We start from the raw sequence: 13333 nt of genomic DNA on the forward strand, positions 1-13333 counted from the left end.
CGGTGAAGCTGTTCTTCACCTCGTCGTACTTCATGATCCGGTTGTTGGGGATGTCGCTGACCAGGACATAACGCCCCTCCGGAAAATAGACCGGCCCTTCGGCCCAGCGCATGCCGGTGGCAATGCGCTCGACGGCGCCGAGCTTGATCCAGTATTTTTCGAAGCGGGGATCGAGCGCGGTGATGGCGGGGTCGGGATAGTGGGAGGCAGGCTGCCAGGCGCGGGATGACGTGTCGGACATTGGTGTCTCGTTTGCTGTCGTTTCCTCTGGTGTGTTTGCTAGCATCCACCGCAGAGGCGAGCAACGCCGGTGCACAGACACACGATTGTCGTCACCCGGCTTGACCGGGTGACCCAGTAAACACTGAGGCAACAATGTAGACTGGATCACCCGGTCAAGCCGGGCGACGACAATGTGAGGATGTGATGGCTTGTCGCCGTATCTTCATCAAGCCATACTCCCTGCAACGAACGATCAAAGTTGCGAGGGACGGGAATGCCAAGGATCTTGATGACAGGCGCATCGGGCGGCATCGGCACACGCTTGCGCGAATTGCTGCCACCGATCTATCCGGATCTCGTTCTGAGCGATCTCAACACGCCGCCAAATCTGAAATCCACTGAAACCTTCAAGCAAGCCGATCTCGCCGATCTCTCGGCTGTGGAAGCCATTTGCGAAGGCGTCGATGGCATTCTGCATTTCGGCGGCTTTTCGGTGGAAGGGCCATGGGACACGATCCTGCAGGCCAATATCATCGGCTGCTACAATCTGTTCGAAGCCGCAAGGAAGAAGGGCGTCAAGCGCATCGTGTTCGCCTCGTCGAACCATGCGGTCGGCTTCTATCCGCGCCACAGCAAAATCCCGGCCGATGTCACCGCGCGCCCGGATAGCCGTTATGGTGTCAGCAAGGTGTTCGGCGAGGCGCTCGGCGCGCTTTATGCCGACAAGCACGGGCTGTCGGTGACATGCCTCCGCATCGGCAATTTCGGCGACGCGCCGCTCGACAAGCGCCGGCTCTCGATCTGGCTGAAGCCGGAGGATCTGGTGCAACTTTGTCAGATCGGGCTCGCACATCCCGACATTCATTTCGAGGTGCTTTACGGCGCTTCCTATAACGAACGCGCCTGGTGGGATAACTCGCGCGCCTATGAGCTCGGCTATCGGCCGACGGGGAAGGGCGAGGATCATCTCGAACATGCCTTGGCGGAACAGGCGAAGTTGAAGCCCGATCCGGTCGGCGATTTCTATCAGGGCGGGGCGTTTTGCAGTGCCGAATTCTCGGGTGATTTCAGCAAGGTCTGGGCGCCGAAATCGTAGAATGGGTTGAGCGCAGGCGCGGAGCGCCGGAGAGATAACCCATCGGCGGAGCTTGCGGCGTAGTTCGGCTGATGGGTTTTCGCTCTGCTCAACCCATCCCGCGGCCGCGTGCCCCGCATTGACATCCTTCCCAGTCGCTCCATAAGAACCATTCAAAACAAGTGACGGGAATGCGACCATGGCCGACGGATTGCGCAAGGGGCTCACGAGTTATGGCGATGCCGGCTTTTCGCTGTTCCTGCGAAAGGCCTTCATCAAGGCCATGGGCTATTCCGACGACGCGCTGGATCGCCCCATCGTCGGCATCACCAACACACACAGCGACTACAATCCCTGCCACGGCAATTCGCCCCAGATCATCGAAGCCGTGAAGCGCGGCGTCATGCTGGCCGGTGCGTTGCCGATGGTGTTCCCGACGATCTCCATCGGCGAGAGCTTTGCGCATCCGACCTCGATGTATCTGCGCAACCTGATGGCGATGGACACCGAGGAAATGATCCGCGCGCAGCCGATGGATGCGGTGGTCGTGATTGGCGGTTGCGACAAGACGCTGCCGGCGCAGATCATGGCGGCGCTGTCGGTCGATCTGCCGACGGTGGTGATCCCGGTCGGCCCGATGGTGGTCGGCCATCACAAGGGCGAAGTGCTCGGCGCCTGCACCGATTGCCGCCGCATGTGGGGCAAGTTCCGCGCGGGCGAGATCGACCAGCAGGAGATCGACGCCGTCAATGCGCGTCTCGCGCCCTCGGTCGGTACCTGCATGGTGATGGGCACGGCGTCCACCATGGCCTGCATCACCGAAGCCATGGGCCTGTCGCTGCCCATGAGCGCGACCATTCCGGCACCGCATGCGGAGCGCTTCCGTTCGGCCGAAGCCAGCGGCAAGGTCGCCGCCGAGCTTGCGAAGAACAAGGGGCCGAAGCCGAGTGAATTCCTCACACCCGGTTCGTTCCGCAATGCGCAGGTAGTGCTGCAGGCGATCGGTGGCTCCACCAATGGCCTGATCCATCTCACCGCCATGGCCAATCGCACGCCGAACCGGATCGATCTCAATGCCTTCGACGATCTTGGTCGCGACGTGCCGGTGCTGGTCGATCTCAAGCCGTCCGGCGATCATTATATGGAGCACTTCCACCATGCCGGTGGCGTGCCCAAGCTGATGGAGCAACTCGGCGATCTCATCGATCTCGACGCGAAGTCGGTGAATGGCGAGACACTGCGCGAGATCGTTGCCAGGGCCGAGGACGTGCCGGGGCAGGACGTGATCCGCACCAAGGACAATCCGATCAAGCGCGAAGGCGGCCTCGCGATCCTGCACGGCAATCTCGCCCCGCGCAGCGCTGTCATCAAGCATGCGGCTGCGTCGCCGAAACTGCTGCAGCACACCGGCCGCGCCGTCGTGTTCGAGTCGGTCGAGGACATGACCAACCGCGTCGATGATCCCGATCTCGACGTGACCGCCGACGACGTGCTGGTGCTGCGCAATGCCGGCCCCAAGGGCGCCCCGGGCATGCCCGAGGCGGGCTATCTGCCGATCCCCATGAAGCTTGCGCGCGCAGGCGTGAAGGACATGGTGCGCATCTCCGACGCCCGGATGAGCGGCACGGCGTTCGGCACGATCGTGCTGCACATCACGCCGGAGAGCGCAGTAGGCGGCCCGCTGGCGCTGGTGAAGAATGGCGACATGATCCGGCTGGATGTGGCGAAGCGCAGCATCGATCTTCTGGTGGATGAGGCCGAGCTCGCCAAGCGCCAGGCTGCGCTGCCGAAACCGGTGACGCCGGATTGGGCCAGGCGCGGCTACGCGCATCTGTTTCACACCACCATCACGCAAGCCGATGAAGGCTGCGATTTCGATTTCATGACGGGTGAGGGGAAGGCGTAGTTTCAACTGTCGTCACCCGGCTTGACCGGGTGACCCAGTAAGCACTGGCCAGAGTATACTGGATCGCCCGGTCAAGCCGGGCGACGACAAGTGAAGTGTGCGGCGAACTAAACCTTCGCCTCATACTCCTGCTTCACCGCGGCAATATCCGCCAGCGTCGGCAATCCACTTTCATTCCCTAGCTTCTGGATCTTGAACGTCGAAGCCGCGCGCGCGAACTGGAAGTGCTCCGACCAGCTCGCACCGGGATTAGCGAGATACGAATACACATAGGCCCCGTGAAACACGTCGCCGGCGCCGTTGGTGTCGATCACCTTGTCGCGCGGAATTTTATAGGCGGGCTGTGTATGCACCGTGCCAGCTTCGTCATACCAGAGCAGTCCGCGCTCACCGAGCGTGACGCCGCCGACACGGCAGCCGCGGCCCTTGAGATAGTCCAGCATCTTCTCCGGCGTGAGATCCATCTGCTCGCACAGCCGTTCGGCTACGATGGCGACGTCGATATATTCCAGGAGCTCATGCGTATTGGTGCGCAAGCCGCCGCCATCCAGCGAGGTCAGGATGCCCGCCTCACGGCAAAGCTTTGCATAATGGATCGCCGCATCCGGCTGATGCCCGTCCACATGCAGCGCACGGCAGGCGCCGAGATTGAGCAGCGGGAAGGGATGGATATGCTCGTCGTCGCGGCAACGGACGATGGCGCGCTTGCCGTCCTTTGGCATGATGAAGGACAGCGAGGATGACGCCACCTTGCGCGGATGAATCTCGATATTGTATTTCGCGCTCATGTCCATGAACATGCGCCCGAGCCAGTCATTGGCGATGGTGGCGATCAGGTCGGGCACGACGCCGAGCTTGGCGCAGCAGAAGGCCGCGGTCACAGCATTGCCGCCGAACGACACCGCATAGTCGGAGGCAACATGCTTCTCGTCGCCGGTCGGCATATGGTCGGTGATGAAGGTGACGTCGATATAGGTCTGTCCGATAAAGAGCGCTTTCATGAATCCGTCCGTCGCGTCAGAGTGATGGCGGTGCGGCCGCCGGCATCGGCCGCGTCGACCAGCTTAGCAGCGCCGCGGCCGCCCGCCATCGAAATTGTGCGGTGCCGCAAGATCGTCCCGCGGCTCCTGTCTGTGCCCCGGTCGTGGCCACACTGGGGCAAATCGCGCATTGAGACTGCGTCGTCTTGACCGGTCCGCCGGAAAAGCTGCCATAGTGGCTGGATAAGAAACGGGAAGGAGCAAGCGATGATCACCGGGCTCGATCATGTCGTCATTCTGCTGGACGATCTGGAGGCAGGCATCGCCACCTACCAGACGCTGTTCGCGCGAAAGCCGTCCTGGCGCAGCACCAGCGAGGGCGCAGAGCTCGCGATCTTCACGCTTGCCAATATGTCCATCGAGCTGATGGCGCCGCATGGCGAGGGCACGGCCGCGACCCGCATCCGCGCGGTGCTGCCGGAAAGCGGCGCGACGCTGGCCAGCATCTGCTTCGCCACCTCTGACATCGCAAAAATGCATCGCCGCCTCGATCGCGTCGCGCTGAAACCCGATCCCATCTCCGAGGTTGAAAGCAAGGATCGCGACACCGGCGCGGTGCTGTCGTGGAAGCGCACCCGCGCCGCCACCGATCACACCCGCGGCGTGCGCCAGTTCTTTCTCGAACTGAACGGCGAGCGCGAGGTGTCCACAGCGACCGCCGAGACGCCGATCATCGGCCTCGATCACATCGTCGTCGCCACGCAGGATCCGGAGCGCGCCGCCGCACTCTATGGCGCGCGGCTCGGCCTCGATCTCGCGCTCGATCGCTCCAATCCCGATTGGGGCCACCTGATGTTCTTCCGCTGCGGCGATCTCATCGTCGAAGTGGTCAAGCGCCCGCACGATCAGGGCGACGTCAATCGCGATCAGCTATGGGGCATGACCTGGCGCGTCGCCGATATCGATGCCGCGCGCGAGCGCCTGCTCGCTGCCCATGTCACGGTCTCCGAGGTACGCAACGGCCGCAAACCCGGCACGCGTGTCGCGAGCTTGAAGGATGGGACGCTGGGGATTCCGACGCTGCTGATCGAACGGACGGAGAGGGATTAGGCTCGAGGCCGACGGGCGGCATGGCGGATGGCGTGAATAACGATCTCCGTCGCGCCGGCCCGATAGAGGATCGCGTAAGGATGAGGGTGCAGGTTGACGCGGCGAAAGTCGGGGCGATTGGTCGCTCGGCCGACACCGGGCTGCGCCGCAATCAGCGCAAGCATTTCATCGAGCCGGTCGAGTACGTTGCTGGCGCCTGAGGGGAGTGACCCGCAATATAGTCGAGGATCGCGTCAAGCTGCTTTGCGGCGGGTTTGGTGTAGCGGACGATCACCGGCCATGCTTCGCCCGGATCGCGCGGATCTCCTCATCCGTCGCGAATTCGCCGCGTGCCTCGGCTGCGATCGAGGCGTCGAGTTCGACTTCTTCCTCAGGCGTGAGCAGGTAGGGCGGCTGCTCCTGACCGGCGAGTTGCAGTAGCACACGCGCAAGCGCGTCCTGCTCTTCATCGGGGAGCTGCGCAACTTTCTCCACGGCTTGGTCAAACAAGCGTGTCATGCCGTCGTCCTTACCATCATCGGTTATGATGCACCCGCACCAAGAAAGTCGTCAAGCTCGTACAGGTTCAAGCTTCTGCGCTACCGCACGAAATGCGACACGCCCTGCCACAGCAGCACCAGCGAGATCACCAGCAGCATGGCATAGGCGATGTTGTAGAACAGGTTGGTCGGCGTGCGCTTCACCAGCCAGATGCCGGCGAAATTGGTCGCCACCGCGGCGGGCAACAGCAGCAGCGATGTCGCGAAATTGGCGGTGTTGAACTGGCCGAGCGCGAGATACGGCACGATCTTCAGCGCATTCACGATGGCGAAGAAGATGGTCATGGTGCCGACCAGCACGAGCTTCGGCAATCGCTGCGGTAGCACATAGACTTGGAACGGTGGTCCGCCGGCCTGCGTCATGAACGAGGTAAAGCCCGACACCGCGCCCCAGAAAACACCGGCCGCAGGGCCCATGCGGCGTGGTTCGAGTTGCGCGCGTTTGCGCCAGACATCGATGACAAAGATGAGCCCGATCAGGCCGACGGTAATGCGCACCGCATTGTCCGAAATGATCGATGCGAACAGCCATGCGATCGCCATGCCGATGATGGCACCGGGCAGCATGATCTTGAGGTTCGACGCGTCCCATTCGCGCCGATAGACATAGAGCGAGATCAGATCCTGCGTGATCAACACCGGCAGCAAAAGCGCGGCAGCCTCCAGCGGCGGCAAATACAGCGCCAGCAGCGGCGTGGCTGCGATACCGACGCCGGCAAAGCCGCCCTTGGACAGGCCAAGGAACAACACCGCCGGGATGGCGACGACGTAGAAAAACGGGTCGGTGATGATGGTGGGCACGGCGGGATCCGGTTGGGTCGCGCTGTGATAGCGATGCGATCGCTAAAAGGCGATGGATGTTTGTGCATACGCGCCAGACCGTGCCATTCTCAATGCTGCAACCTCATGCTACAGGCGATGAGGTTGCCGGCGTGATCGATCATGCCGGTCGGCGACAGGGACGACGTTTGGCCAAGAAACAAACAACCACACCAACAACCAGACAGCCGATCAAGAAAAGATCGACCAAGGGCAAGGCCGCGCGGTGGCAGCGCGACCCCGAAGGTATGCGCCTGCGCATCCTCGAGGCCGCCACCAAGGAATTCGCGACGCGGGGCCTCGCCGGCGCGCGTGTCGATCGCATTGCGGCCGCGGCCGGCGCCAACAAGCGCATGCTGTATTACCATGTCGGCAAGAAGGACGATCTCTATCTGGCGGTGCTGGAAGGCACCTATGCCAAGATCCGCGCCGAGGAGCGCACGCTCGATCTCGAACATCTCGATCCGCCGGACGCGATCGAGAGCCTGATCACCTTCACCTGGAACTACTTCATCCGTAATCCGGAATTTCTGGCACTGCTCAACACCGAGAATCTGGAGCGCGCCAAACACATCAAGCGCTCCGACAAGGTGAAGTCGATGCATTCGCCCTTCGTGGAGATGATCCGCCAGGTGGTGCTGCGCGGCGTGGCGTCCGGCGATTTCAAGGTCGCGATCGATCCGGTGCAGCTCTACATTTCCATCGCCGGTCTCAGCTTCTTCTACATCGGCAACAACGCCACTCTGAGCGTGATCTTCGGCCGCGATCTGCTGGCCAAGGACGCCAAGGACGAGCGTCTCGCGCATATGGTGGCGCTCATTCTTGGCGCGTTGACCGGGCGCTCCGCGGCGGAAATGCCCATGGCAAAATCTCAGCCTGTCATCCCCGCGAAAGCGGGGATCCAGTAGACACCGTCGCCCTCATTTACGCACATCCGCTGTCGCATACTGGATCGCCCGGTCGAGCCGGGCGATGACACATGGGCGGGTTTCCAACAGTCTATCTGACTGAATTCACTGCATAAAAATTTGTAATTAATCGCCCAATTGACAACGCAACCCGTCTGGCTAGTATTTATCCAACAAGTTAATTGCGACCGCGAAGCCGGCACAGGGAGACGAAACGCGTGAGTGAGAAGAAAGCGCCGGGTGCAGTGACCAGACTGCTGAATGCTGCCTGGCTGCGCCCGTTCATTTTCCTGCTGTTCATCATCGCCGCATGGGATCTCTCGATCCGCATCTTCGGCATTCCCGCCTATCAGATCCCGGCGCCGTTCGACGTGGTGAAGGTGCTCTACACCGACTGGCCCGAACTGCTGTCGCAGTCCTGGCCGACGACCTATGCGACGCTGCTCGGCTTTCTTGCCTCCGCCGTGTTCGGCATTCCGATCGCGATGCTGATCGCCGGCTCGCGCACGGTGGAGAGTTATGTCTATCCGCTGCTGGTGTTCTCGCAGTCGATTCCGAAGGTCGCCATCGCGCCGCTCTTCGTCGTCTGGTTCGGCTTCGGCATCATTCCGAAAATCATCTCGGCCTTCCTGCTCGGCTTCTTCCCGGTGGTCGTCTCGGCCGTGCAGGGCTTCAAGTCGGTCGATCCCGACATGGTCGATCTCGCCCGCGCCATGAAGGGCAGCCGTGTCCGCGTGTTCTGCGCCGTGAACCTGCCGCATGCGCTGCCGGCGATCTTCTCGGGCCTGAAGGTCTCGGTCACGCTCGCCGTCGTCGGTGCTGTGGTCGGCGAGTTCGTCGGCTCCAATTCCGGCATCGGCTATGTGCTGCAGCGCTCCATCGGCACCTTCGATCTGCCGACCATGTTCGCAGCCCTCGTCATTCTCGCACTGCTCGGCGTGATCCTGTTCTGGATCGTCGATCGCATCGAGCGGATTGCGATTCCGTGGCACGTCAGCCAGCGCGCTGATGTCTTCGTCGCGTCTTGATCAAGACGCCAAACTCCAAATGCGGCCGGACAAACCGGCCGCCTTCACCTGCTTCAATGGGAGGCTGACTATGCTGAAATGGGTTACTGCCGTGTCCACTGCCGCGATCGCCGCGACGATCGCCTTCACTGCGCCGGCCGCTGCCGCCGACAAGGTGACGCTGATGCTCAACTGGTATGTCTATGGCGAGCACGCGCCGTTCTATTACGGCAAGGCCAAGGGCATCTTCGCCGCTGAAGGCATCGATCTCGATATCCAGGAAGGCCGCGGCTCGGCCAACACGGTGCAGGCCGTCGCTGCCAAGACCGTGAACTTCGGCTATGCCGATGTCCCCACCATGATGCGCGCCGCCGTCAAGGGCGCCCCGGTGATCTCGACCGGCGTGCTGCTGCAGACCACGGCCATGTCGGCCATGGGCTTTGTCGAGAAGAACATCAAGAAGGCCGAGGACCTCAAGGGCAAGACCGTCGCCGTCACCCCGGCCGATGCGCTGAGCCAGATCTGGCCGCTGTTCCTCAAGAAGGCCGGCCTCAAGGAAAGCGATCTCAAGACGGTTGCCGGTGACGCGCAGACCAAGCTGAACGCCGTCATCAACGGCCAAGCCGACGTGCTGCTCGGTTACGTCATGGATCAGTCCATGAAGATCAAGGACGCCACCGGCAAGGACGTCAACACGATCAAGTTCGCCGATTACGGCATCCATCTCGTGTCGTCGGGCATCATCGCCAACACCGATTGGGCCAAGGCCAATCCGGATCTCGTCAAGCGCTTCATGAAGGCCTCAACCAAGGCCGTCGAGGAAGCCCAGAAGGATCCGAAGGCCGCCGCACAGGCGATCCTCGATGCCAATCCGAAGGGCGGCAAGATCGACACCCTGACCCAGGGCTTCGAGCTGACCACCCAGTTCTACAAGACGCCGGAAACCAAGGACAAGCCGGTGTTCCGTGTCACCGACCAGAACATGAAGGAGTCGGTGGAGCTGATGGTTGAGTATGGCGGTCTGGAAGCCAAGGCCAAGGACAATCCGAAGGCCTTCTACACCAACGACTACCTGAACTAAGCCCGCCCCGTCATTGCGAGCCCTGACGAATTGCGAAGCAATTCGTTTGGGCGAAGCAATCCAGAAGCAACAAGCGACGACTGGATTGCTTCGTCGCAAGGGCTCCTCGCAATGACGAACTTGAATACGGACCAGGGACTTTTGCGATGACTGCAACGATGAAAGCCACGAGCCACATGAGCGTCGATCAACCCAGCGCGCATCTTCGTGTCGTGTCGGAGCAGCCGCAAAACACGACGTCGGGGATCAATCTCTCCGGCGTCTCCAAGACCTACGGGACCGGCGACGGCAAGGTGCAGTCGCTGCGTCCCCTGGACTTTCACATCAATGACGGCGAGTTCTTTGTCGTGGTCGGCCCCTCCGGCTGCGGCAAGTCCACGCTGCTCAAGATGATCTCGGGCCTTCTCGCGCCGACCACCGGCGAAATCCGCGTCGATGGCAAGAAGGTCACCGAGCCCCACGGCGATGTCGGCATCGTGTTCCAGAACGCACTGCTGCTGCCATGGCGCAACATTCTCAAGAACGTGCTGATGCCCATCGATATGAAGGGCGAGTCGCGCGAGAAATATACGCCGCGCGCCAAAGAGCTGCTGAAGATGGTCGGCCTCGAAGGTTTCGAGAAGAAGCTGCCCTGGCAGCTCTCGGGCGGCATGCAGCAGCGCGCCTCGATCTGCCGCGCATTGGTGCATGATCCCAAGATCATGATGATGGACGAGCCGTTCGGCGCGCTCGATGCCATGACCCGCGAAAAGATGAATGTCGAGCTGTCGCGCATCCAGCGCACCACCGGCAAGACGATCCTCTTGATCACGCATTCGATCCCGGAAGCCGTGTTCCTCGCCGACAAGGTGCTGGTCATGACCGAGCGCCCCGGCGGCATCGCCGCGATCTATGACGTGCCGCTCGGCCGCGAGCGCAATCTCGATGTGATGTCGAACCCGATCTTCACCGATCTGGTCGCCCGCATCCGCAAGCACTTCATGACCACCAGCACGCTGGACTGATGATGCGCACCAACCCATTCCCGTCATTGCGAGGAGCGCAGCGACGAAGCAATCCAGCTCTTGCCTTTCTGGATTGCTTCGCTGCGCTCGCAATGACGGCTGAGAGGTCGTAGCTTCCCATGACAGCCCCACGCATCGCTTTGCGAGACATCACGCTGTTCGAGCGCCCGACGGCGTTCGTGCGGCCGTTTCGCTTCGGCAGCGTGACGGTGCATGCAGCACCACAGGCCTTTGTGCGTGTCGAACTCGACGTCGAGGGCCGGGGCGTCTTCGTCGGTGCCTCCGCCGAGCTGATGGTGCCAAAGTGGTTCGACAAGCGGCCGCATTTGTCGATCGACGACACGGTGAACGAGCTGCGCCAGTCGCTGGCGATTGCGAAGGATCTCTATCGCGCACAGTCCGGTTTCATCACGGCCTTCGGCCTGCATGCCGCCTGTATCGGCGCGCAGATGCAAGCCTGTGCCGAGCACGATATCCCGCCGCTGGCCGCCGCTTTCGGCCCGGCCGAAATCGACAAGGCCGTGCTCGACGCCTTGCTGCGCGGTCTCGGCACCGATTTCTTTTCCGGCATGAAAGCCAATGTCGCCGGTCTCACATCGCGGCTCGCGCCCGATCTCGGCGCCGATGACATCGCGACTTTCCTTGCCAGCCGAGAACGACTTCCGCGCGTCGCGCTGCGCCACACCGTCGGCCTCGATGATGTCATCGAAGGCGAGGGCGGTGTCGCCGATCCCGCGGAGAACAGCGGCGCGCGCTACTTCAAGCTGAAGATGAATGGCGATCCCGAAGCGGATGCCAGGCGCCTGACACGTATCGGCAACGCGCTGGCGACGCTGCCCTACGATTATCAGGTCACGCTCGACGCCAATGAGCAATATGCCGATCTCCAAGCGCTCTGCACGCTCGTCGATCGCCTCGACAAGGATGCCGCGCTTACGCCGATCGCATCAAAATTGCTCTATATCGAGCAGCCGATGCCGCGTGATATCACGCGCGAACAGCCGCTTGGTCTGCTCAGCTCGCGTTCCTTCATCATCGACGAAGCCGATGACAGCTGGGACGCGTTCCCCGCTGCGAAGGAACTCGGCTATCGCGGCATTTCCTCAAAATCCTGTAAGGGCTTTTACAAGTCCATCGCCAATGCGACGCGTGCCGCCGCATGGAGCGCGCAGGGCACGCCGCATGTCATCACCGGCGAGGATCTGACCTGCCAGGCTGGCCTCGGCGTGCAGCAGGATCTCGCGCTCGGCGCGCTGATCGGCGTGACCCATGCCGAGCGCAACGGCCATCATTACGTCGATGGCTTTGGCTTTGCGCCCGCAGGCGAGGCCGAAGCCTTCCTCAACGCCCATCCCGATCTCTACAGCCGCGATGAGGATTTCATCCGGCTGCAGGTCACCAACGGCGATCTCGTCACGGGATCGCTCACCGCTCCCGGATTTGCATCCGGCGCACATCCGGACTGGACGGCGCTTGCGCCGCTCGCAGTCCCCCAAACTAAAGTCCTCTAGGAGTCCTGACTATGGCTGTCCACCGCCTCGGCATTATCATGAACGGCATCACCGGCCGTATGGGTCTCAACCAGCACCTGATCCGCTCGATCGTCGCGATCCGCGCCCAGGGCGGCGTCACGCTGAAGAACGGCGACCGCATGATGCCGGATCCGATCCTGGTCGGCCGCAATGCCGAGAAGATCGAAGGCCTGGCCAAGCGGTTCGGTATCGAGCGCTGGACCACCGATCTCGACAAGGCGCTGCAGGATCCGAACGACACCATCTTCTTCGACGCCGCCACCACCCAGGCGCGTCCGGGCCTGCTGCAGAAGGCGATCGCCGCCGGCAAGCACATCTATTGCGAGAAGCCGATCGCGACCAATCTCGCGGAAGCCCTCGACGTCATCAAGGTCGCCAACGCCAAGGGCCTCAAGCACGGCACCGTGCAGGACAAGCTGTTCCTGCCGGGCCTCAAGAAACTCGCGATGCTGCGTGACTCCGGCTTCTTCGGCCGCATGCTCTCGGTGCGTGGCGAGTTCGGCTACTGGGTGTTCGAAGGCGACTGGCAGGAAGCCCAGCGCCCGTCCTGGAACTACCGCGCCGAAGACGGCGGCGGCATGATCCTCGATATGGTCTGCCACTGGCGCTACGTGCTCGACAACCTGTTCGGCGAAGTCGAGAGCCTGACCTGTCTCGGCACCACCGATATCCCGGCGCGCTGGGACGAGCAGGGCAAGGAATACAAGGCGACCGCCGACGACAGCGCCTATGCCACCTTCAAGCTGAAGGGCGGCGTCATCGCCCACATGAACATGTCCTGGGCCACCCGCGTCTATCGCGATGACCTCGTCACCTTCCAGGTCGATGGCACCCATGGCTCGGCCGTGGCCGGTCTCACCGAATGCATGATCCAGGCCCGTCAGGCCACGCCGCGTCCGGTCTGGAATCCCGACGAGAAGCGCACCCACGATTTCTACGGCGACTGGCAGAAGGTCCCGGACAATGCCGTCTATGACAACGGCTTCAAGGAACAGTGGGAAATGTTCATCCGTCACGTCTGCGAGGACGCGCCGTATAAATATACGCTGCTCGAAGGCGCCAAGGGCGTGCAGACGGTGGAAGCCGCGTTGCAGAGCTGGAAGGAGCGTCGCTGGGTCGACGTTCCCGCACTCAAGGTCTGAGGTCTCGT

At 62.1% G+C, this 13333-nt stretch carries 13 protein-coding genes and 1 pseudogene; 9 read left to right on the forward strand and 5 right to left on the reverse strand.

Annotated elements, in window-relative coordinates; all coding sequences use genetic code 11:
- Nucleotides 1-241: pseudogene (locus ACIQ2A_RS07220) on the reverse strand (SMP-30/gluconolactonase/LRE family protein); the annotation flags it as partial.
- Between the two features lie 255 nt (nucleotides 242-496).
- Between ACIQ2A_RS07220 and ACIQ2A_RS07225 the strand changes: the two are divergent.
- Together ACIQ2A_RS07225 and ACIQ2A_RS07230 are read left to right on the forward strand one after the other, a co-directional pair.
- Nucleotides 497-1318: an NAD-dependent epimerase/dehydratase family protein gene (locus ACIQ2A_RS07225; RefSeq protein ID WP_398477328.1), complete on the forward strand. Its 822-nt coding sequence runs from the start codon at nucleotides 497-499 to the stop codon at nucleotides 1316-1318.
- 178 nt (nucleotides 1319-1496) lie between these two features.
- Nucleotides 1497-3203 (forward strand): IlvD/Edd family dehydratase, encoded by a 1707-nt coding sequence (locus tag ACIQ2A_RS07230; protein WP_398477330.1) that lies wholly within the window; start codon nucleotides 1497-1499, stop codon nucleotides 3201-3203.
- A 107-nt stretch (nucleotides 3204-3310) separates the two neighbouring features.
- On the opposite strand, the gene ACIQ2A_RS07235 is transcribed toward ACIQ2A_RS07230, so the two are convergent.
- Nucleotides 3311-4204 (reverse strand): sugar kinase, encoded by an 894-nt coding sequence (locus tag ACIQ2A_RS07235; RefSeq protein WP_398477332.1) that lies wholly within the window; start codon nucleotides 4202-4204, stop codon nucleotides 3311-3313.
- A 246-nt stretch (nucleotides 4205-4450) separates the two neighbouring features.
- Here ACIQ2A_RS07235 and ACIQ2A_RS07240 point away from each other — a divergent pair, with 246 nt between their 5' ends.
- Complete coding sequence (locus ACIQ2A_RS07240) at nucleotides 4451-5293, forward strand: VOC family protein (protein ID WP_398477334.1); 843 nt, start codon at nucleotides 4451-4453, stop codon at nucleotides 5291-5293.
- Here ACIQ2A_RS07240 and ACIQ2A_RS07245 read toward each other — a convergent pair.
- The 3 genes from ACIQ2A_RS07245 to ACIQ2A_RS07255 form a co-directional block, all read right to left on the reverse strand.
- Nucleotides 5290-5457 (reverse strand): hypothetical protein, encoded by a 168-nt coding sequence (locus tag ACIQ2A_RS07245; protein WP_398477336.1) that lies wholly within the window; start codon nucleotides 5455-5457, stop codon nucleotides 5290-5292. The two genes, ACIQ2A_RS07240 and ACIQ2A_RS07245, sit on opposite strands and share 4 nt — an antisense overlap.
- A gap of 106 nt (nucleotides 5458-5563) precedes the next feature.
- A complete protein-coding gene (locus ACIQ2A_RS07250) occupies nucleotides 5564-5791 on the reverse strand; it encodes a hypothetical protein (protein WP_398477338.1) in 228 nt (75 codons plus the stop codon).
- 80 nt (nucleotides 5792-5871) lie between these two features.
- Nucleotides 5872-6633: a sulfite exporter TauE/SafE family protein gene (locus ACIQ2A_RS07255; protein WP_398477340.1), complete on the reverse strand. Its 762-nt coding sequence runs from the start codon at nucleotides 6631-6633 to the stop codon at nucleotides 5872-5874.
- Nucleotides 6634-6899: 266 nt separating this feature from the next.
- Between ACIQ2A_RS07255 and ACIQ2A_RS07260 the strand changes: the two genes are divergently transcribed.
- The 6 genes from ACIQ2A_RS07260 to ACIQ2A_RS07285 all read left to right on the forward strand — a co-directional run bounded on the left by ACIQ2A_RS07260 (nucleotide 6900) and on the right by ACIQ2A_RS07285 (nucleotide 13325).
- Nucleotides 6900-7559 carry a TetR/AcrR family transcriptional regulator gene (locus ACIQ2A_RS07260; RefSeq protein WP_398477453.1) on the forward strand — a complete coding sequence of 220 codons (660 nt, stop codon included), beginning with the start codon at nucleotides 6900-6902 and terminating at the stop codon, nucleotides 7557-7559.
- A gap of 218 nt (nucleotides 7560-7777) precedes the next feature.
- A complete protein-coding gene (locus ACIQ2A_RS07265; protein WP_398477342.1) occupies nucleotides 7778-8587 on the forward strand; it encodes an ABC transporter permease in 810 nt (269 codons plus the stop codon).
- Nucleotides 8588-8657: 70 nt separating this feature from the next.
- Entirely contained in the window at nucleotides 8658-9647 is a 990-nt protein-coding gene (locus ACIQ2A_RS07270; RefSeq protein ID WP_398477345.1) for an ABC transporter substrate-binding protein, read from the forward strand.
- A gap of 146 nt (nucleotides 9648-9793) precedes the next feature.
- Nucleotides 9794-10651 carry an ABC transporter ATP-binding protein gene (locus ACIQ2A_RS07275; RefSeq protein ID WP_398477347.1) on the forward strand — a complete coding sequence of 286 codons (858 nt, stop codon included), beginning with the start codon at nucleotides 9794-9796 and terminating at the stop codon, nucleotides 10649-10651.
- A 119-nt stretch (nucleotides 10652-10770) separates the two neighbouring features.
- The gene (locus ACIQ2A_RS07280) at nucleotides 10771-12162 is read left to right on the forward strand and encodes a hypothetical protein (RefSeq protein WP_398477349.1); all 1392 of its coding nucleotides are present in this window, start codon (nucleotides 10771-10773) and stop codon (nucleotides 12160-12162) included.
- An 11-nt stretch (nucleotides 12163-12173) separates the two neighbouring features.
- A complete protein-coding gene (locus ACIQ2A_RS07285) occupies nucleotides 12174-13325 on the forward strand; it encodes a Gfo/Idh/MocA family protein (protein ID WP_398477351.1) in 1152 nt (383 codons plus the stop codon).
- The last annotated feature ends 8 nt before the right edge of the window (nucleotides 13326-13333 follow it).

It is taken from the genome of Tardiphaga sp., from assembly GCF_044336785.1.
Taxonomy (GTDB): domain Bacteria; phylum Pseudomonadota; class Alphaproteobacteria; order Rhizobiales; family Xanthobacteraceae; genus Tardiphaga.